The sequence below is a fragment of the Proteus columbae genome (genome assembly GCF_009914335.1).
GTDB lineage: Bacteria > Pseudomonadota > Gammaproteobacteria > Enterobacterales > Enterobacteriaceae > Proteus.
In genome coordinates this window covers 2229263-2249983 of sequence record NZ_CP043925.1, presented here as the reverse complement: position 1 = coordinate 2249983, position 20721 = coordinate 2229263, and the positions used below count along the sequence as shown (strand labels likewise).

The following is a 20721-nucleotide window of genomic DNA, read 5'->3' as shown; positions in this document are numbered from 1 at the left end:
TTAGTAATAAGGATTTACGGGCGCACCACAGAATTTAGCCCAGGTGGTGAAATCGGTAGACACAAGGGATTTAAAATCCCTCGGCTGTAAGGCTGTGCGGGTTCAAGTCCCGCCCTGGGCACCATATAAATAGCGGACCTTAACTTAGGTCCGTTTTTTCTTCCTCTAGCAACAAGTTAGTGAGAGAAAAGCAAAAAACTAAAGTTAGCTGTTTTAGACGTAAATGCTTTAAATTTATTTGTTATCTATCTTGTTTGATAAACAAGTATTAAGCGTGACAAGTAAATACAATTTAGCCCAGGTGGTGAAATCGGTAGACACAAGGGATTTAAAATCCCTCGGCTGTAAGGCTGTGCGGGTTCAAGTCCCGCCCTGGGCACCATATAAAAAAGCGGACCTTAATAAGGTCCGTTTTTTTGATCATAAAAAGTAAAAATCAGATTGAATGTATTATCTTATTACTACTTAAATATGATTCTATCAACTCAATGGGGTGTAAAATAAAAAATCACCTTATCAAGTGTAGCAATTAAGGTGATTTATATTTAATGTTTTTTTGTATTAGTGTTTGGCAATTAACTCTTTGTATTTAAAGCAATGACTCGATCTCTTAGTGTAATAAAACGAGTCAATACATCGCCTACCGTAAGAAGCCCTACATTATCTTCAGGCGCCTTCAGTACTTCACTGGCAATATGCCATGGACCCCAAAAATCAGCATCACTATTACCAAACATCGCTACTGTCGGCACACCAACACCCACTGAAATATGTAATGCACCACCATCGCTGGTTAGCATCTGATCACATAAAGACATACCAGCCATTAATTCTCTAAGATTTTGCGTAGGTACTGGCGTAATAGGGATATCTTTGCACTGTTCAAGGATAAACTGTGCTTTTTCATCATCACCGGGGTGCTGTTTATTGTCGTTGCTTCCTGGCGACCAAAAGAGAAGAATGTGGCATTTTTCGCGTTGTGTTAATTGGTGTGCTAACTCGATAAATTTTTCTGCTTGCCAACGTTGTTGTGGTTTACGTGAACTGATTTGTAAGCCGTAAATAGGAACATTTTCAGTTATTTTAATGCGTTGACGAATTGCAGAGATCTCTTCATCTTTGACATACAATTTTAAAGGGCCGGCTTTTTTCTCTATTCCAAGAGGATGGGCTAGTTGACAGAATAACTCAGCGATATGACCTTTGTTAGACGGCGTTGGAATTGGATCTGTCACTGCTGAAGGCGCATCATTGCCAATAGCGATAATACGTTTAGCACCTGATAATTTTGCCCATTGCAATGCTCTTTTGGCCCAATGATCACGAGCAACAATTGCGATATCATAATGCTGGCGACGCATATCAAAAATAATTTTTAATCGGCTCAGAATAAGTTTTAGGGATGATTGTCCTGGTTTTTTATGGTGCAACTTACTGTAAATATGTACATTTCCGACGGAAGGGTTACCTTCTAGAATAGCTTGATTGTAAGAGTTTACTAGCAGATCTATTTTTGTATTATATTCATGGGCAAGAGAGTCAATTAATGGTGTTGTAAGTATTAAATCACCAATGTTATCTCTTTGTATTATTAATATTTTAGGCATAATTAGATTTATGTATATTCGAATAAGAGAAATTCATTGCTGATAAGTATGACTTCAGCAGTAATCATGTTGTATATTTATGATTATAAACGATTCGATATGTAGAGGCATCTTTATTAAGGAATTAATCTGCTTTTGGGATAGGGAATGAGAAGAAGATAAGCTCAAAGACTGTACTATTGATAATACGATGACTATTTTTTAGATAATCATCGTATTTATTATATGTCTTAATATGAAATTTATCTTTAGTAACATAAGACTATGTTTATAATGCCATTTACGGGTAATTAAAAACACGCTTCCAAAATATCGAGTACATCTTTAGTGGTTAGCTTTTGATAGCCTCTACCAATAATTGTGGTTGATTGTGCAATCTCAGGAAGCATCTCTCTTGTTGCACCTAAGGCTTCTAATGATGTAATAATGCCACATTCCTTTGTGAAACGTTCTAGTGCATCAATACCTTCAAAGGCAATTTGATCTTGTGTTTTTCCTTCTGCGGAAATTCCCCATACTTGAGTTGCAAATCGTACAAATTTTTCAATACCAAACTTATAGATAAAACGATAATAAGGTAGAGAAATCGCTGCGAGTCCCATTCCATGTGCACAGTCTGTATAAGCCCCTAATTGGTGTTCAATCATATGAACTTGCCAATCTTGTGTTTTTGATAATCCTGTGAGGGTATTTAATGCAAGTGTTGCATTCCACATAAGATTACTTCTGGCTTCGTAATCTGTTGGTTTTTTTAGTGCGATACGTAAATTATCAATCGAAGATTTTAATAAACTTTCAATTAAATAATCGGTTGTATTTGCACCTTCATCAGAAAAATATTGCTCCATCAAATGCGACATAGTGTCAAAAACACCACTTACCATCTGATACTGAGAAACAGAAAAAGTATATTCTGGGTTTAAAATCGAGAACTTAGGAAATACAGTTGCAGGAAATGCACGTCCAATTTTATATTTAGTCTCTTCATGGGTAATAACTGAACCACCATTCATTTCAGAGCCTGTGCCTACCATGGTAAGAATTGATGCGACAGGAACAATTTTATTTGTCACATCTTGGTATTCAATCCAGTATTTTTGGAAAGGATCTTCGTTTTCACAATAAGCCGAAATGGAAATACCTTTCGCACAATCAATAACGGAGCCACCACCGACCGCTAATATCAAACTGACATTGTGTTCGCGAACTAACTGAGCACCTTCCATCATTTTTTTATAAGTTGGGTTTGGCATAACGCCTGATAACTCAACAATGTTTTTACCTGCATGACGGAGTATGGTTATAACCTCATCATAGAGTCCATTTGATTTAATCGCGTTACGGCCATACATCAGCATAACTGTTTCGCCATAATGTGATAATTCATCATTTAATTTAGCAAGAGAATTCTTACCAAAATGAATGGTGGTTGGATTATAGTAAGAGAAATCGAGTTGCATTTTGATATCCTTTTGCCAGATTAAAGGCTATCTAATTGAAGTGTAATGCATTTTTTAACTTCAAATAAGATAGAGACAGATTAATTGTTGAGGAAAATGCTATCGCTTTCGCATTTAGAAATGAATGTCTGATCTTCTTAGTCTCTTGCCTATTTTTCCAAAAAACTAAAATGATGATTGTGAATAATATAAATTAGCTTAGAGAAAGAACAAGAGCGTTTATAATGGTTAAATATGATCCGTTTCTTTAAGCATCTTAATATCTGTTGCTGGTGGCGCTCCGAATAATCGACTATATTCACGGCTAAATTGAGAAGGGCTTTCATAACCAACTCGGAAAGTGGTTGTCGTTGCACCTAAATTTTCAGTTAACATTAACCGACGGGCTTCACTGAGTCGTAATTTTTTTTGGAATTGAAGCGGAGTCATTGATGTCATTGTTTTAAAATGAGTATAAAAAGCAGATTTGCTCATTCCAGAACATGAAGCCAATTCATTGATGTTTAATGATTTTATATAATTATTTTTTAACCAATCAATCGCTTTAGCTATTTGATGACTATGACTACCTGCTGTGACGATTTGATTCAATCGTTCACCTTGCTCTGTAATAAGTAGACGATAAAAAATTTCTCGCTTTATACCTGGAGCAAGAATTTTAATACTATCAGGCTCATCAAGAAGAGTGAGCAAGCGAATAAAGGCATTGACTAAAGGTTCTGATAATTTGCCAACAGCAATTCCTTTTTGAGCATTTAAATCTGAGTTAAATGTTAATTCACTATCAACGATGAGTTGCGATATTTCTTGCAGATCTAACTCCATAACTAGCCCTAAAAAAGGTTTCTCGTTGCTGGCTTTCATAATATTTGCCATAACTGGGAGTTCTATTGAAGAAATTAAAAAATGGTTGGCATCATAAATAAAGCTTTCTTCTCCTAAGATCACTCTCTTTTCACCTTGGGCAATTAAACATATTCCTGATTTGTGAGTATGGCTGGTAATTGGTGTAGGAGAAGTCCAGTGTGTCAGCGTTAATCCCGGAATTTGAGTTTCAAATTGATTAGTATCATGAGTCCATTTTTCAATCTGCATGGCTAGTTTTTGAGTTAATAACGCCATGTTTTCTAATTTATTCATATGGACTCCATACGGGATAAAGCGATTAATATTGTCGTCGTCGCAAAATTATAATGTATGAGATGAATATTAGAAAATTATTTGACTTATATTTAATAAGAAATCTGGAAAGTAAACATCAAAAATGAGATAGGCTGTGCCTAATAAATCACAGCCTTATGAATATATTATTTATTGGTTTTATTTTTTTCTAACCATTTTTGCATTTGTTCTATTTCAGGGCCTTGCGCATCAATAATAGCCTGAGCTAGTTTACGCATTTCAGGATCAGTACCGTATTTCAACTCAATCTTAGCCATATCAATAGCGCCTAAATGGTGGGCAATCATGCCATCAGCAAAAGCGACATCTGCATTATCGGTATTCATCCCTTTTGCCATATCGGCATGCATCTTATTCATGGAATCATTGAGTTCTTTTTGCATTGGTGAACTGTTATGAGGTGTATCCATATTCATGTTCATGTGTGTATTGTTTGCCATTGCACCAAAAGAGATAGCACTCATTAAAATAACAGCAGTAGGTAAAATCTTTTTCATAACAGTTTCCTTTAATTTATCGTGAAATTGTTATCACTCTAAAGATTCCCCCTAGGGGAAGGTCAATGTTGTTATTCAAAGTTTAATGTTCTTTACTTTTAATGACGTAATTACAAAAATAACCTTTTTAACTCATTTTATTTCAATTGGTTATATGCCTAAATTCAATTTTATATCTCTTTATACACTCGGAATTTCTTTATAAAAAATAGAAAAGTAATGATAACTATTCCCATTAAATGTATTTTATTATAAAGTTGTATTATTGATGCAACTTTAAGGTGGTTATATGGATAATCAAACTACAACGCAGTCTATGTCTCAAGAGCACTCAAAAGCAGGGCATACCTTTTTAGCAAGCTTAGGGAAAACACGGTTAAGACCCGGCGGTGTAGAGGCATCTGATTGGTTGATTAATAACGCACATTTTACATCATCAAGCCATGTTCTTGAGATTGCTTGTAATATGGCGACAACTTCAATTGAAATTGCTAAGAAATATGGTTGCCATATTATTGCTGTCGATATGGATGATAATGCTTTAGCTCATGCACAGAATAATGTTGATAAAGCACAATTATCACATTTGATTCAATTAACCAAAGCCAATGCGTTATCTTTGCCTTTCGCTGATAATACGTTTGATATTGTTATAAATGAAGCAATGTTGACAATGTATGCAGATAAAGCCAAAACAAAGCTAGTAAAAGAGTATTACCGTGTTTTAAAACCCGGTGGTTTATTATTAACTCATGATATTATGAAGAAAAATGATGATGTTAATAGAGATAAGCTAATCGGTGTAGTGAAATCAAATGTAGCACCAATGTTTAAGCAAGAGTGGCATGACTTATTTATTAATATTGGTTTCTCAGAAGTAAAAATAAAATCTGGCAATATGAGTTTAATGTCACCTATTGGTTTAATTCGTGATGAAGGTTTATTTAGAACAGCGAAGATAATTAAAAATGGATTGGCAAATAAGCAAAATAGACCACGCTTCTTATCAATGTTTCGTTTTTTTAGAGAAAATCGGCATATTTTAAATTATATTGCGTGTTGCTCTAAAAAATAATTCTATCAAGAAAAGCTTATATATCATTTAATGGCACCTAAGTAAAACTAGGTGCTTATTTTTCTACTAATAAGAATAAATAGAACTGTATACCTCCGTAATAAAATGTAAAAAATAAAAAGAATCGTAATCCAGATTGAACCTGATTTATTTTAACTATATATATTAAAAATAAGCATTAAAAAATAAATATTAAAACAGATATGATTGATATGTGGAGTTTAATATGAAGCAGATACTTATTATTGCAGGAGGGATATTATCGCTGACTATTATGTTGGCTATTCTTGTCGCTATTCTCATTGTATCTGTCATTAAAGAAAATACCGCGGAATTTTGGAGTGAAAGCCGTGAATTGATTGAAAATTCGTCATCAACAGTACGTAAAACGCTTTCTACAGTAGAAGCAAAACGCGATACGCTTATGGCTATTTATCAATCTAAAGATAATAATGGAAGTTGTCAGCAGCTAGCTGAAAAACTAAATGATGTTGAAAAAGCACTTTCTAATGGAAATTTAACGCTATCACGACCAGCAAAAGAACAAATTTCAACTATCAAAAATGCTTTTGATGGTTCGACATCACCAACGAAAAATATTGCTTGTGAGCAAGCAATTCAAGTTATTACTGACTTGAGTCAGTAATCTTAATATCCTTTCTATTTTTATTTATCTTTTATCCAACAGTAAGATTATTTTCGGTTATTAAATTAGTATCTCTTAACTTAATTCAATGAATATGCGATATATTTTTCTTGAAAAGAGTATATTTTTACTCTTTACCATAAAGTAGCAATAGGGCATTTATATCTACAATCTTACTATTAAAAGATTATGTTAACGTTAAAAAGAAGTTGCCAAGGGGATTTAAAATCGCGATACGAATATGCTAAAATTGATAGCTGATTCGCTTTAGCAGTGAGATTTGGTGATAATTTGGTTTATTTTTTGTTTCTAACGAAATGTGTTTTTATTTTTAATACTATTTTTTATTTTCAATCTAATAAATCAATTTTGGCGCAAGTAAGAAAAGCAAATCAGACAAAAGCTTCTATCAAAAGCATGGCATATATTTCAATATAATTTAAGAAAATATCAATCAATTATGAATATCGCAGCATCAAACGTAAATGAAGTTAGCCGACAAACAGCGTGGATCAGGGTAATAATATTATCATTCGCGGCTTTCGTTTTTAATACAACAGAATTTGTTCCTGTTGCACTCTTAAGTGATATTTCTGAAAGCTTTGGTATGATCCCAGCTCAAACAGGTTTAATGATCACGATATATGCTTGGGTTGTTGCTTTAATGTCTCTGCCTTTAATGATAATGACAAGTAAAGTTGAGCGACGTAAGTTACTTATTATTTTATTTATACTCTTTATTTTAAGTCATATTTTATCTGGTGTGGCATGGGATTTTAAATCACTGATTGCAGGGCGTATTGGTGTCGCTTTTTCTCATGCAGTATTTTGGTCTATTACTGCATCACTAGCTATTAGAGTAGCACCTGCTGGTAAACGCGCTCAGGCATTAGGTTTATTAGCAACAGGAACAGCACTTGCAACAGTATTAGGTTTACCTATTGGTCGTGTTGTTGGACAGTGGTTAGGATGGCGTGCAACATTTATGGGCATTGGGATATTAGCCTTAATTACTATGTTTGCATTAATGCGCTATTTACCTTTATTACCAAGTGAGCATTCAGGATCACTAAAAAGTGTTCCTATGTTATTAAAGCGCGGCCCACTCATGGGGATCTTTCTATTAACAGTTATTGCCGTAACGGCGCATTTTACAGCGTATAGTTATATCGAGCCTTTTGTGGTTGATATTGCAAATCTGGATCAGAATTTTGCTACGTTGGTGTTATTGGTTTTTGGTGGAGCCGGTATCATTGGTAGCGTGTTATTTAGTCGTTATAGCACCAAAATGCCAACATCATTCTTATTTTCAGCCTTAATATTGCTTACTGTTTGTTTAAGCTTATTAATGATCAGTAGCCAGAATCTAACCGCATTTATTGTGCTGATTATATTTTGGGGTATTGGATTTATGTGTATTGGGCTAGGAATGCAGGTGAAAGTGATTGATTTAGCACCTGATGCAACAGATATCGCTATGTCTATTTATTCTGGTATTTTTAATATCGGTATTGGTGCTGGAGCATTGATTGGTAATCAGGTTATTTTACATGCTGGTATGACAAACATTGGCTATGCAGGAACAATATTAAGTATTATTGCAGCGGTTTGGTGTGGTTTTATCTTTAATCGTTATCGTGTTGCTATGGGCGGGGAACCCCGCCAAAAGAATCAACTTCATCAACACTAAATAAGTATTTCTACGATATAAAGGCACTTATTCAATAGGAAGAGTGCCTTTTTTATTTGTTGTAGATGAATATCCGTAATCTCGCTTGTGATAGAATTCACAAAATTGACTTTGTATAGGATTAAGGCGAAAAAATGAATGGATTAACTTACTTAATGTTGGCAATTATATCTGAAGTCATTGCGACAACAATGCTGAAAGCTTCTGATGGTTTTAGCCGATTATATCCATCTATTGTAGTCGTCATTGGTTACTGTCTTTCTTTTTGGGCACTTTCTCAAGTGGTAAAAGTTATGCCATTAGGTATTGCTTATGCAATATGGAGTGGATTAGGGATAGTTTTAGTCTCTGTTGCAGCAGTATTTCTTTATCAACAAAAACTCGATTTACCTGCCATTGTTGGTATGACTTTAATTATTGCTGGTGTTTTAGTTATAAATCTACTTTCAAAAAGTGCTTCACACTAATAGGAATAACTGGAATAAATTAGGGTGTCTTTGATGCAAAAGAAATTTAAAACAGCTTGTTATCTTATTATGTTGACTGGCTTTGCTTTTATTGCAGGATGCAGTAATTCAGCGCAGACACAATATTCACCTACACAAATGGTTAGTAAAAGTCGAACGATACCGACAACCAGCCTTGATATTCCCTTAGAAGAATCAGCCAAGGCAACCTGTGTCTTTTCAGGTGGTGTGCCTTCTTTAAACTATGAATTGCATGGTGGTCAGACGCCAGTGTGTCAATTTGCTAATGGTAAGCGTTGTAGTGAACAAGCTTTAATTGAAGGGGCTTGCATTCCAGGTTAAAGCTTATTTGGGGTTGAATGCTGAATCACCATTTATCTATTATAAAAATAGCCTTTAGTTTATTACTAAAGGCTATTTTCTTTTTTTATTCTTTTGTCTTAAAAGAACTTGTTATTTGGCTCATTAATACTAATAAACCTACAACAAAATAAGCAGAGAAAATAATAAGCATCCATTGTGGCATTTCTAAAGTTAAGAATTGCCATTGGCTGACAGAGCAATCACCGGTTGCTTGGAATACAGAAGGGAACCAATCTTGCAGGGCAAACCAAGAAGGTAAAGTGACAAAGAAATCACAGGTTGCAAAAGGTGATGGATTCAGAATAAGTTGTGTATGTTCCCAAGCTAGTTCAATTCCTCGGTATGCAGAATAAATCCATAAGAAACTACCTGCCATACGCATAAGAGCCATTTTAGGTGCAGATGCCCCAATCAATGCAGCAACTAAGATCCCTAACACCGCGATACGTTGATAGACGCACATTACGCAAGGCATTAATTCCATTCCGTACTGAAAATACAATGCAGCACCTTCAAGACCTATTGCTGTTAATGCGAGCAACAGCCATGAAAAACGGCTTTGTGACCAGTGACGAAGAGAAGTCAGCATAATAATATCCATTTAAATATTAAATAAAATAAGTGCCTATTCTGCCCAAAAATCAAGCGCAAAAAAAGTTAAAACCTGTTATTTCACAAATATTTACATTCAAGCTTATTTTGATGAAAAAAATAGGACTTTTATCAAATAAAAGTCCTATTTATGTGGTGTAACTGTGGATCTATTGTTATGGAATAGCAACTAAACCAATTTCATAAAACCAGTGTGTTGCAGGAACAAGCCAAAATTCAACAGCCAGTAAACCAAGCAATGTCATTACAATTGTATATGGCAGTGCCATTATCACCATACGGCCATATGATAAACGGATAAGTGGTGATAACGCTGATGTTAATAAGAACAGGAATGCGGCTTGACCATTTGGCGTCGCAACAGAAGGTAAGTTTGTACCTGTATTAATAGCAACACCAATATGCTCATATTGTGATTGGCTAATTAATCCATTTTGCAATGCTGTTAAAGCTTCACTGATATAAACCGTACCCACAAACACGTTATCTGAAATAGCAGATAGTAGACCATTAAAGAGGTAAAAAAGAGACAGTTGCGAGGATTCTGAAGCTTGAAGAACAAACTGAATAATAGGGCCAAATAATTGTTGATCAATAATAACAGCAACAATAGAGAAGAAAACAGTCAATAACGCAGTAAAAGGTAAGGCTTCTTCAAATGCTTTACCAAGAGCGTGTTCTTCTGTGATCCCACAAAATGCAGTGGCAAGAATAATAACAGATAAACCGATAATACCGACTTCTGCTAAATGGAGCGCTAAAGCAACAATCAACCAAATACCAATTAATGCTTGGATCATCAGTTGTGCTTTTTCTTGAGAAGTGCGTTTTTCACTGTTTTTCTTGTCGTATTCAGTGAGAACTTTACGAACTAAATCAGGTAATTCAGCACCATAACCAAAGAGCTTAAAGCGTTCTACAAGGTAGCACACTGCAAGGCCAGCAAAGAAAACAGGAATAGTGACAGGTGACATTCTGATAAAGAAGGTCACAAAATCCCACTCTAAATGTTTTGCAATAATAAGGTTTTGTGGTTCACCAACCATGGTCATTACGCCACCTAATGCAGTACCAACACCCGCATGCATCATTAAGCTACGTAAAAAAGCACGGAATTGTTCTAAAGTTTGTTTTTTTTCTGCGGTATCAATAAATCCATCATTATTTAATTCTGCACCTGATTGGTTAGAAGCGAAATTATGATAAATAGAATAGAAACCGAGAGAGACACTGATTACAACCGCGATAACGGTTAAAGCATCTAAAAAGGCAGATAAAAATGCACTTGCGAAGCAAAAGGCAATAGACAACATTCGTTTAGAGCGAATGGATAACAGCAGTTTAGTAAAAGCAAACAGTAATAATTGCTTCATAAAATAGATACCCGCAACCATAAAGACAAGAAGCAAAATCACTTCAAGGTTGTTGGCAATTTCATGACCAATCTGTTTGGGGCTAGTCATACCAATGATGACGGCCTCAATAGCAAGTAATCCTCCGGGTTGTAACGGGTAACACTTTAGCGCCATAGCCAGTGTAAAAATAAATTCTACAACTAATAGCCAACCAGCGACAAAAGGGTCAACAAAGAAAAAAATCAGTGGGTTGATAATTAAAAAAGTAAGAATAGCAAGCTTATACCAATCTGGGGAATTCCCCATAAAGTTCTTTAGTAGTGCTTGTCTTATACTCATATCCATTAGGTTTCTCATCCTCCAAATAGAGATTTTAAGCGCAATGATGCGCAATTTAACCATAGTACGCGCTAATCGCTGTGAAATTAAGCGCCTCAGTAATAATAAATTGATAAAGCTACATCAAGTTTTATGATGCCATTCACTAATTAATGATGGTTGAGCTATATCAAAATTACGCATTCTGATATTATCTTTTCCATTATTAGCAGAAAAATCGCTTCGGAAGAAATAAAAATATGGTTATTAAGGCTCAAAGCCCCGCAGGTTTTGCGGAAGAGTATATTGTTGAAAGCATCTGGAATAATCGTTTTCCTCCTGGATCTATTCTTCCAGCGGAACGTGAGCTCTCTGAATTAATCGGTGTTACAAGAACCACATTAAGAGAAGTGTTACAACGCCTTGCTCGTGATGGTTGGTTAACAATTCAACACGGAAAGCCAACGAAGGTAAACAATTTCTGGGAAACATCAGGCCTTAATATCCTTGAAACAGTCGCTCGTCTCGATCATGATCGAGTACCACAGTTAATAGATAACTTATTGGCCGTCAGAACCAACATCTCAGCTATTTTTATACGTACAGCATTTAGAAATAGCCCTGAAAAATGCATTGAAATTTTAAACCATGAGCTTACTACTGAAAATAGCGCTGATGAGTTTAGTGAACTGGATTACAACATTTTCCGTGGATTGGCATTTGCATCAGGTAACCCAATTTATGGTCTTATCTTAAACGGCTTAAAAGGGCTTTATACGCGTGTAGGTCGTTATTATTTCTCAAATATTCAAGCGAAAGAACTGGCATTAGCATTCTATAAAAAACTGGCTGCATTATGTGAGCAAAAAGATGTCGAGCATGTCATGGAATGTGTCCGTCAATATGGTAAAGATAGTGGTGTTATCTGGCAAAGTTTACAGTCACCATTACCAAGTGACCTAGAAGAAGTAAAACGCTAATTACGTTTGCTGCTTTATCACAATAGAAAAACCAGTATGCATGTAATTTGTGATACTGGTTTTTTTATGCTTTTTAAAAAGCCCAATGTGTCATTTTTTAGGCAATGCTTTAAATAGGTTATTTTTAGTAAAAAGAGTAACCAAAGTGAGTTAATTTAGGCGTTATCATCTTAAAATAATCTAATTTTTAGATTTTAATAAAGCTCCGATTTTCTTTTCCTACACCTTAAACTCTCTTCAATTTAAAATGATTTACTAATCAATATTTTTATAATTTACAGTAAAAATAATATGTCATTGATTTTACTGGTTAATTAAATGGTTTTTTTTGAAAATTATCTGTCGAATAACAATCAAATGTGACTTAACTCTAAAATCTATCTTTTTATTGGCTTAGATGATTATTCTATATTGGCTTTTTGTGTATGGAATATTATTCTTATGTTATATCAATGTAAATTATTGGAGTCTTGCCATGAAAGTGATCATCTTAGGTGGCGGCGTTATTGGTGTAACGAGTGCGTGGTATCTTGTGCAACAAGGCCATGAAGTCATTGTTGTTGATAGACAAAATAGTGCAGCTGAAGAGACGAGTGCAGGTAATGCAGGCCAAATATCTCCAGGATATGCAACGCCTTGGGGCGCGCCAGGTATTCCATTAAAAGCAGTTAAATGGATGTTTCAAAAGCACGCACCATTAGCGATTAAACCCGATGGCTCACTTTTCCAATTACGTTGGATGTGGCAAATGTTACGTAATTGTGATGCGTCACATTACACTATGAATAAAAGCCGCATGGTGCGTATTGCCGAATATAGCCGTGATTGCATTCGTCAGTTACGCCAAGACACTGGCATTGAATATGAAGGTCGCCAAGGCGGCACTCTGCAACTTTTCCGTGATCAAAAGCAATTTGATAATGCAGCCAATGATATTGCTGTATTAAAGCAAGAGGGCGTTGCTTATGAATTGTTAACTGCGGATCAACTAAAATTAGCCGAACCTGCACTTGAGCATGTTAGTCACAAATTGACAGGTGGTTTACGTTTACCAAATGATGAAACGGGTGATTGCCAAACTTTCACGAAAAGACTCGCTAAAATGGCAGAAGATGCAGGTGTTACGTTCTTGTTTAACAAAGAAATCAAACATTTGTTATTTGATGGTGATAAAGTAGCGGGCGTTCAATGTCATGATGGATTATTAACAGCCGATCACTATGTTGTTGCCATGGGCTCTTATTCAACAGAGTTTTTGAAAAATAAAGTCGCCATTCCAGTTTACCCTCTTAAAGGTTATTCACTTACGATGCCGATTATTGATGCTTCAAGAGCACCAACATCCACTATTTTAGATGAAACTTATAAAATCGCGGTAACTCGTTTTGATGAGCGAATTCGTGTTGGCGGAATGGCAGAAGTCGTTGGTTTTAATCTGGATATTTTAAAATCGCGCTGTGAAACATTAAAAATGGTTGTACAAGATCTCTATCAAGGAGGTGGTGATATTGAGAAAGCCACTTTTTGGACAGGTTTAAGACCTATGACACCTGATGGTACACCAATTGTAGGACCTACGGCTTATCGCAATTTATCATTAAATACAGGGCACGGCACATTAGGTTGGACAATGGCATGTGGCTCTGGACAATTATTGGCTGATTTAATTTCAGGGAATAAACCTGCTATTGCCGCGGATGATTTATCTGTGTTTCGGTATATCGATGGCTTTAATACTAAATTGCTCTTACCAGGGCAAAAACTTGATGCGGCTTATTAATTGAGGAAAAAACATGTCCAGACCCACAAAAGTAACCATTAACCTCGATGCATTAAGCCATAATCTATCTGTTATTAAAGAAAGAGTTAAGGGCAGCAAAGTGTGGTCTGTTGTAAAAGCAGATGCTTATGGACATGGATTATCCTGTGTTTGGCCAGCATTAAGTCATACTGACGGTTTTGCATTAATTGAGTTAGACAAAGCTATCATGTTAAGAGAGCAAGGATGGGTTGGCCCCATCCTTTTACTCGAAGGTTTTTTTAAACCAGAAGATGTCTATTTACTCGAGCGCTACTCACTTACCACCGCAGTGCATTCAGATTGGCAATTTGATGCCATAGAAAAAGCACAATTAGAAAGACCTATCAATATTTATCTTAAGCTTAATAGTGGAATGAATCGTTTAGGTTATCGTCCTGATGCTTATCAACAAGCGATTGATCGTGCGAAAAGTATCAAAAATATTGGTTCAATTATCCAAATGTCGCATTTTGCTAATGCAGATACTGGATTGAACATGAATGCACAAAAGGCCGCCATTAATCAGGCAATGGTAAATGAATTACCTCGGTGTTTGGCAAATTCAGCTGCAACGTTATTTGATCCTGAAACTTATCAAGATTGGGTACGCCCAGGTATTATTTTATATGGTGTTTCGCCTTCGGGTGTTTGGCAAGATATTGCTAATTTCGATTTACAACCCGTAATGACATTTAATAGTGAAATATTAGCCATTCAACAAGTCAAAAAAGGTGAGCAGATAGGTTATGGTAGCCGATATACCGCTGAGCGTGATATGCGTATCGGTGTTGTTGCCTGTGGTTATGCTGATGGTTATCCAAGACACGCACCAGACGGTACACCTGTTATTGTTAATGGACATAAAACACAATTGGTAGGACGCATCTCTATGGATATGCTAACCATTGATGTTACGGATTTTCCTGATGTCAATTACGGTAGTCCAGTTGAATTATGGGGGAAAGAACTTCCTGTTGATGATGTTGCAATGGCATGTGGCACTATTGGTTACGAATTACTGTGTGCAATAGCACCAAGAGTGACTGTTGAAGTGATGATAAATTTACCTAATTCCACTTTTTCTGATCTAAATGAAAGTTGTTGATAATCACTAAACTAGAATAAGATTAAATTTATTTTGATTTGGTGATCCTATGAGTAACGGCATTGCATTGCGTGTGAAAGGAAAGGTTCAAGGCGTTGGATTTCGCCCATTTGTTTGGCAATTAGCTCATCGTTTTGGTTTATTAGGGCAAGTGAGCAATGATAGTTTGGGGGTATTGGTACATTTAACACCTTCACCTAAAAATGCACTCTTTATAGAGGCATTAAAAGCAGAATGCCCACCATTAGCACGTATTGAACGTATAGAAGAATCACCTTATCAATGGGAACAGCTACCTACTGATTTTATTATTGTAAAAAGTGGTGGTGGCGAAATGGATACACAAGTTGTTCCTGATGCAACAACTTGCCAAGCTTGCATTGATGAATTGTTTGATCCACAAAATCGTCGTTATCATTATCCTTTTATTAACTGCACACATTGTGGCCCTCGTTTTACTATTATAAAAAAAATGCCTTATGACAGGCCTTTTACTTCTATGTCTGAATTTCCATTCTGCCCTGAATGTAAACATGAATATGAAGATCCCGCAGATAGACGGTTTCATGCTCAGCCTAATGCATGCCCTGTATGTGGGCCCCATATCTGGCTTGCAGATAATCAGGGTAAAGAGTTAGCAACGAAAGAGCTTGCATTAACCCAAGCTTGTGAAGCATTACTTGCTGGAAAAATTGTTGCAGTTAAAGGTATTGGTGGTTTTCATTTAGTGTGTGATGCACGTAATAATGAGAGCGTTGCATTATTACGCGAACGCAAGTACCGACCCGCAAAGCCATTAGCTGTGATGATCACAGGAATTGATCAAATTAAAGCAGATAAGCAAGATCTCGATTTTCTTCCAACAGCTATCCAAACATTGCAAAGCACCGCAGCCTCAATTGTATTAGTCCCTAAAACCGTTACATCTAAACTTGCAGAGCTTATTGCGCCAGGATTAACTGAAATCGGTGTTATGTTGCCAGCCAATCCACTGCAACATCTATTAGCGCGTGGTACGAACATTCCTCTTGTTATGACATCAGGAAATGCATCAGGCCATACACCAGCATTAAGTAATGAAGATGCCTTAATGCAATTGAAAGATATTGCAGATTTATTCTTAATGCATAATAGAGAAATTATACAAAGGGCGGATGATTCATTAGTTCGTATTGAGGGTAAACAGAGCGTCATGATCCGACGTTCTCGCGGATATGTACCTGATGCGATTTCATTACCTGAAGATTTTGAGGCGCAACCGTCAGTGCTTGCAATGGGGGGCGATCTCAAAAATGTATTTTGCTTATTACGTCAGCATCAAGCCATTATGGGGCCTCATTTAGGGGATCTTGATGATTTAAGCGTGCGACAACAGTTGGTAAAATCGTTGGCTCTCTTCCAACAAATTTATCGCTTCACCCCTAAAGCAATTGCAATAGATGCGCATCCTAACTACATCAGTCATCAGTTGGGTAAGCAGTTTGCTCAAGAGCAAAATATTCCTGTTATTGAAGTCTCACATCATCATGCACATATTGTATCTTGTCTTGCTGAATATGGTCATACACATCAACAAGGTGCTGTTATTGGTATTGCTCTTGATGGATTAGGTTTTGGACAAGACGGGACTTTATGGGGTGGAGAATGTTTGCTGGTGGATTATCAAAAATCAGAACGGATTGGTGGGCTTCCTGCGGTTGCTATGCCAGGAGGCAATCTTGCCTCCGTTCAACCTTGGCGAAACTGGTTCGCACATTTAGCTACTTTTTCTAAAGATTGGCAAGGTAGTGTTATCGCCAAAATGATACCTAGTAATGATTTGCAAATATTAAGTAAGGCAGTAGAACGTGGTTTAAATTCGCCTAAAGCCTCTTCTTGTGGTCGGTTTTTTGATGCAGTTTCAGCATCATTAGGATTAGCGCCTAAAGAAATAAGTTGGGAAGGTGAAGCTGCATGTTACTTACAAACGGCGGCATTACAGTGTCATCAAGACAAACAAACAGAAATTATTAAGCAATATGGGCATTTGATGCCTGTAAAAAACAACTTGCTTGATCTATCTGTTTTTTGGAAACAATGGGAAGATGTTGATCTTAATGTCAGTGAAAAAGCGTGGTTATTTCATTATTTATTAGCTGAAAGTTTAAGCGAAATTGCATTGCAATGTGCGGATGAACATCAGATTGATACCATTGTACTTACGGGAGGTGTGTTAAATAACATGCTACTCAAACACCTGTTTAAGAAAAAATTAAACAATAAAAAAGTATTAACACCTATGATGTTACCTGCTGGTGATGGCGGTATTGCATTAGGGCAAGCATTGATTGCTACACATTTAATGCAAAAATAAAATAATTATAGGTAAAATAATGCCAGTTTTAGTTAGTTGTGACTGAAATAGGTTTTTGGTTGCTACTTTATTAATGATTAATGACAATATGGAAAATCATCGTGAGTAATAAGAAGATTATCGTTTCTTTGGCCGTTATTGCAGGATTAAGCATGCCAGCAGCATTTGCTGGAGAATGGTCAATTGGTGGTTCAGTTTTAGCACAAGTCACTCCTTATAAAGGGGCTAAATCAAAAGATTATTTATTACCAGTACCGCAAGTTAATTACCAATCAGAGAATTTCTATTTCGCAACGTTAGCGGCGGGATATTACCTATGGAATACACCGAAAGATCAACTTTCTGTTGATTTACACTACTATCCTCAAGCCTTTAAACCAAGCGATAGTGACGATGAGCAAATGAAAAAACTGAATCGTCGCCGTGACACTATGATGGGTGGCTTTACTTATAAACACCACGAATCATGGGGTAGCTTAAGAGCGATCGTTTCTGCTGATATGCTAGGTAAAAGTAACGGTATTATTGCTGACGCTGCTTATTTATATCCTTTCGAATTTGGTAACTGGTCTTTACAACCAGGTGCGGGTGTTGTTTGGGAAAACAAAAAGCAAAACCGTTACGCTTATGGTATTACTCACGCAGAATCTCAACGTAGTGGTTTAGCAGAATATACGCCAAATGATAGTTGGAGACCGTATGTAGAGCTATCGGCGAACTATAAGTTTGCTGAAAACTGGAATTTCTTTGCGATGGGACGTGTTGACCATTTGCCAAGTGAAGTGAAAGACAGCCCAATGGTGAATAAATCTGTTACAGCGATTGTGTGGACAGGTGTGACTTACGCATTCTAATTAGCGAAAATCTAACTAGAATTTAGTAAGATTAGCCATAATAAAAAAGCTTCGATTCAAATTCGAAGCTTTTTTTATTATGGCTGACCCGTCCTGAATAAGGTTGACACTTTTCCAATCTGAAATTGGAGAGTGTAATGAAACCAATCACTAAACGAACTCAACGCGATTATTCTCTCGCTTTTAAATTACAGCTTGTTGACCAAGTTGAAAAAGGCGAAATAACCTATAAACAAGCCCAAGATCGCTATGGTATACAAGGATGCTCTACTGTTTTAGTTTGGCTTCGTAAGCATGGTAGGTTAGATTGGTCAAACGGTACCCCTGATACTTTTTATAGAGGTTCAGCTATGACCCAATCTTCTGAACAACAAACGCCGGAACAACGCATTAAGATCCTTGAAAAGGAACTTGAAGAGGCTCGGCTTAAATCCGATTTCTTCGAAGCAGTGGTTAAAGTCATGGATAGAGACTTTGGAGTTCGTTTGTCAAAAAAGCGCAAAGCCGAGTTATTAAAGAAAAAACGGTTAAAAACCTCACCGTAACAATTGCTTGCCGTTTTATGCAGATCAGCCGACAGGCTTATTACAAGAGACTGGATAGAACTGAGGAACGAAAGAAAGCCGATTCGGCCATCATTGATGCTGTTAAATCTGAACGAGTCTTACAACCTCGACTGGGTGGGCGTAAATTACATTTTATTTTAAAGCAAAAACAGATGGTTATTGGTCGTGATCGGCTATTTTCTTTATTGAAGGAACATCAGTTACTGGTGCCTAATAAACGGGCTTATCATCGAACAACCTTAAGCCATCATCGTTTTTATCGGCATCCAAATTTAATTAAGTCAGGGTTTATCCCCACACAACCAGAACAGCTTTGGGTAGCAGATATTACCTATTTATCGACGCATGAAGGTGATACTTATTTAAGTTTAATTACGGATGCGTATTCACGAAAAATCGTGGGATATCATTTAGATAACAATATGAAAACAAGTTCAGTGAAGAAATCGTTGGTTCAGGCGTTAAAAAAACGGACTTCGACAACTTCGTTAATCCATCATTCAGATCGAGGGATACAGTATTGTTCTTCGGAATATCAGGAGATACATAAAGAGCATAATATTCAATGTTCTATGACTGATGGGTATGATTGTTATCAAAATGCCTTAGCAGAACGAATTAATGGAATATTAAAAATGGAGTATCTACTGATAAAACCGAGTAATCTGGAACAAGCAAGAAAATTAGTAGAAGAATCAATCCAACTCTATAATGAAAAACGGCCACACTTATCGTTAAACTATAAAACGCCCGATGAAGTACATCGAGCGTTTTATGCCTGAAAAGTTGTCAACCTATATCAGGACTAGTCAGGCAAGATATCAGTAATACTTTATTTTTCGGCAATATTTTTACGAACACGAACTACCAGAGATAAGCGACCAGGATGAACGTTATCTGGTTTTAATGGTTGGTGGATACGAGCGGTTTCTACGCAAGCCATTTTACGATAGCCACCTGTGCTCATATCTTTCATTGAACTTGCGAGTTCTGCACCGGGGTTCCAACATACCACATCACTATGATGGTAATGATGAACCTCAATTGTGCGATCCCAACCATCATCATGAATAAGATTAAAATCGTCAGGCTCTGTATAAAGCCTGTCAGTGCGTCCATTGAAGCGTAATGAGGTTTCCTCAGTGTAAACCTCTTTATCTGCTACGGTGTCAATGTAGTGGCCTCCTAAGCCAGTTACAGAGACATTATCAATGTCACTCACATTAAAATAAGAGTGAAGGGCGGCTGTCGCTTCATAATCACCGTAAGATTCTAATTCAACCTCACAGGTTGCGCCTAATTTAAAGCGAGCAATAACCGTAAACTCATGAGGCCAATATTTTTGCGTCTGCTGGCTCTCTTTTAGTGTCATGGTAATGAGTACGCCATCCTCTTGCTCTGTGTGAGCACTAAATTCCCAAGGAAGAATTCGTGCAAATCCATGGCTTGGTGTACCCGCTGAAGCAAACCAAGGCCAGCAAATAGGAATACCACCACGAATCGCAACACCGGAAGTGAAGAGAGAAGCTTCGCTTACCCAAAATACAGGATGCTCTTGTGCGGGTTGCCAAGCAATTAAATGTGCGCCTTGAAGACTGATAGCTGCGCGTACTTTAGGATGTGAAATAACAAGGATAGGAAGTTCGCCTAATTGCCGACGACTTAAGTAAGGTGATATTTGTTCAATAATCGGCAAAGAAAAAATTTTCTCATTCATTATTTTATGACCTTATGTCACTGACTATTTCAATACAATAAACTGACTGGCTAGAAAATAAAAGAGCCACCGA

The 20721-nt window shown here is 36.6% G+C and carries 18 protein-coding genes and 2 tRNA genes; 13 read left to right on the top strand and 7 right to left on the bottom strand.

The window, feature by feature from the left end:
* The first annotated feature begins 37 nt into the window (after positions 1 to 37).
* Together F1325_RS10760 and F1325_RS10755 are read left to right on the top strand one after the other, a co-directional pair.
* A tRNA-Leu gene (locus tag F1325_RS10760) sits at positions 38 to 124 on the top strand.
* A gap of 171 nt (positions 125 to 295) precedes the next feature.
* Positions 296 to 382 (top strand) — tRNA-Leu (locus F1325_RS10755).
* Positions 383 to 575: 193 nt separating this feature from the next.
* On the opposite strand, the gene F1325_RS10750 is transcribed toward F1325_RS10755, so the two are convergent.
* The 4 genes from F1325_RS10750 to copM all read right to left on the bottom strand — a co-directional run bounded on the left by F1325_RS10750 (position 576) and on the right by copM (position 4746).
* On the bottom strand, positions 576 to 1607 hold the full coding sequence (locus tag F1325_RS10750; RefSeq protein WP_167514942.1) for a glycosyltransferase family 9 protein: 1032 nt from the start codon (positions 1605 to 1607) through the stop codon (positions 576 to 578).
* 290 nt (positions 1608 to 1897) lie between these two features.
* Positions 1898 to 3067 (bottom strand): iron-containing alcohol dehydrogenase, encoded by a 1170-nt coding sequence (locus F1325_RS10745; RefSeq protein ID WP_160230425.1) that lies wholly within the window; start codon positions 3065 to 3067, stop codon positions 1898 to 1900.
* 228 nt (positions 3068 to 3295) lie between these two features.
* Entirely contained in the window at positions 3296 to 4207 is a 912-nt protein-coding gene (locus F1325_RS10740) for an AraC family transcriptional regulator (RefSeq protein ID WP_160230424.1), read from the bottom strand.
* Positions 4208 to 4374: 167 nt separating this feature from the next.
* Positions 4375 to 4746 (bottom strand): CopM family metallochaperone, encoded by a 372-nt coding sequence (copM, locus tag F1325_RS10735; RefSeq protein ID WP_109373579.1) that lies wholly within the window; start codon positions 4744 to 4746, stop codon positions 4375 to 4377.
* A gap of 289 nt (positions 4747 to 5035) precedes the next feature.
* Here copM and F1325_RS10730 point away from each other — a divergent pair, with 289 nt between their 5' ends.
* From F1325_RS10730 to F1325_RS10710, 5 genes are all read left to right on the top strand, one after another.
* Positions 5036 to 5821 carry a class I SAM-dependent methyltransferase gene (locus tag F1325_RS10730; RefSeq protein ID WP_244185064.1) on the top strand — a complete coding sequence of 262 codons (786 nt, stop codon included), beginning with the start codon at positions 5036 to 5038 and terminating at the stop codon, positions 5819 to 5821.
* 226 nt (positions 5822 to 6047) lie between these two features.
* Positions 6048 to 6467: a hypothetical protein gene (locus F1325_RS10725; protein WP_109373578.1), complete on the top strand. Its 420-nt coding sequence runs from the start codon at positions 6048 to 6050 to the stop codon at positions 6465 to 6467.
* A gap of 460 nt (positions 6468 to 6927) precedes the next feature.
* Positions 6928 to 8157, top strand: a complete 1230-nt coding sequence (locus tag F1325_RS10720) for a sugar transporter (RefSeq protein ID WP_109373577.1) — start codon at positions 6928 to 6930, stop codon at positions 8155 to 8157.
* Positions 8158 to 8291: 134 nt separating this feature from the next.
* Positions 8292 to 8624: an SMR family transporter gene (locus F1325_RS10715; protein WP_109373576.1), complete on the top strand. Its 333-nt coding sequence runs from the start codon at positions 8292 to 8294 to the stop codon at positions 8622 to 8624.
* A 33-nt stretch (positions 8625 to 8657) separates the two neighbouring features.
* Complete coding sequence (locus tag F1325_RS10710) at positions 8658 to 8966, top strand: putative hemolysin (RefSeq protein WP_109373575.1); 309 nt, start codon at positions 8658 to 8660, stop codon at positions 8964 to 8966.
* Between the two features lie 85 nt (positions 8967 to 9051).
* Here the strand turns inward: F1325_RS10710 and dsbB are convergent, their stop codons facing one another.
* On the bottom strand, positions 9052 to 9576 hold the full coding sequence (dsbB, locus tag F1325_RS10705; RefSeq protein WP_109373574.1) for a disulfide bond formation protein DsbB: 525 nt from the start codon (positions 9574 to 9576) through the stop codon (positions 9052 to 9054).
* 178 nt (positions 9577 to 9754) lie between these two features.
* On the bottom strand, positions 9755 to 11299 hold the full coding sequence (gene nhaB, locus F1325_RS10700) for a sodium/proton antiporter NhaB (protein ID WP_109373573.1): 1545 nt from the start codon (positions 11297 to 11299) through the stop codon (positions 9755 to 9757).
* Positions 11300 to 11532: 233 nt separating this feature from the next.
* Between nhaB and fadR the strand changes: the two genes are divergently transcribed.
* The 6 genes from fadR (at position 11533) to F1325_RS10670 (ending at position 19713) form a co-directional block, all read left to right on the top strand.
* Positions 11533 to 12252, top strand: a complete 720-nt coding sequence (gene fadR, locus F1325_RS10695) for a fatty acid metabolism transcriptional regulator FadR (protein WP_109373572.1) — start codon at positions 11533 to 11535, stop codon at positions 12250 to 12252.
* Positions 12253 to 12727: 475 nt separating this feature from the next.
* Positions 12728 to 14032 (top strand): D-amino acid dehydrogenase, encoded by a 1305-nt coding sequence (locus F1325_RS10690; RefSeq protein ID WP_109373571.1) that lies wholly within the window; start codon positions 12728 to 12730, stop codon positions 14030 to 14032.
* 13 nt (positions 14033 to 14045) lie between these two features.
* Positions 14046 to 15158 (top strand): alanine racemase, encoded by a 1113-nt coding sequence (gene alr, locus F1325_RS10685; protein ID WP_109373570.1) that lies wholly within the window; start codon positions 14046 to 14048, stop codon positions 15156 to 15158.
* Positions 15159 to 15207: 49 nt separating this feature from the next.
* A complete protein-coding gene (gene hypF, locus F1325_RS10680; RefSeq protein ID WP_160230423.1) occupies positions 15208 to 17511 on the top strand; it encodes a carbamoyltransferase HypF in 2304 nt (767 codons plus the stop codon).
* A 101-nt stretch (positions 17512 to 17612) separates the two neighbouring features.
* On the top strand, positions 17613 to 18365 hold the full coding sequence (locus F1325_RS10675; protein ID WP_109373568.1) for a MipA/OmpV family protein: 753 nt from the start codon (positions 17613 to 17615) through the stop codon (positions 18363 to 18365).
* A 137-nt stretch (positions 18366 to 18502) separates the two neighbouring features.
* Positions 18503 to 19713, top strand: a protein-coding gene (locus tag F1325_RS10670) for an IS3 family transposase (RefSeq protein WP_160229872.1) whose coding sequence is annotated in 2 segments (ribosomal slippage) — positions 18503 to 18845 and positions 18845 to 19713 — 1212 coding nt in all. Because the reading frame shifts where the segments join, the coding sequence is not laid out codon by codon here.
* Between the two features lie 50 nt (positions 19714 to 19763).
* Here F1325_RS10670 and F1325_RS10665 read toward each other — a convergent pair.
* Positions 19764 to 20648 carry a D-hexose-6-phosphate mutarotase gene (locus F1325_RS10665; protein ID WP_109372086.1) on the bottom strand — a complete coding sequence of 295 codons (885 nt, stop codon included), beginning with the start codon at positions 20646 to 20648 and terminating at the stop codon, positions 19764 to 19766.
* Between the last annotated feature and the right edge of the window lie 73 nt (positions 20649 to 20721).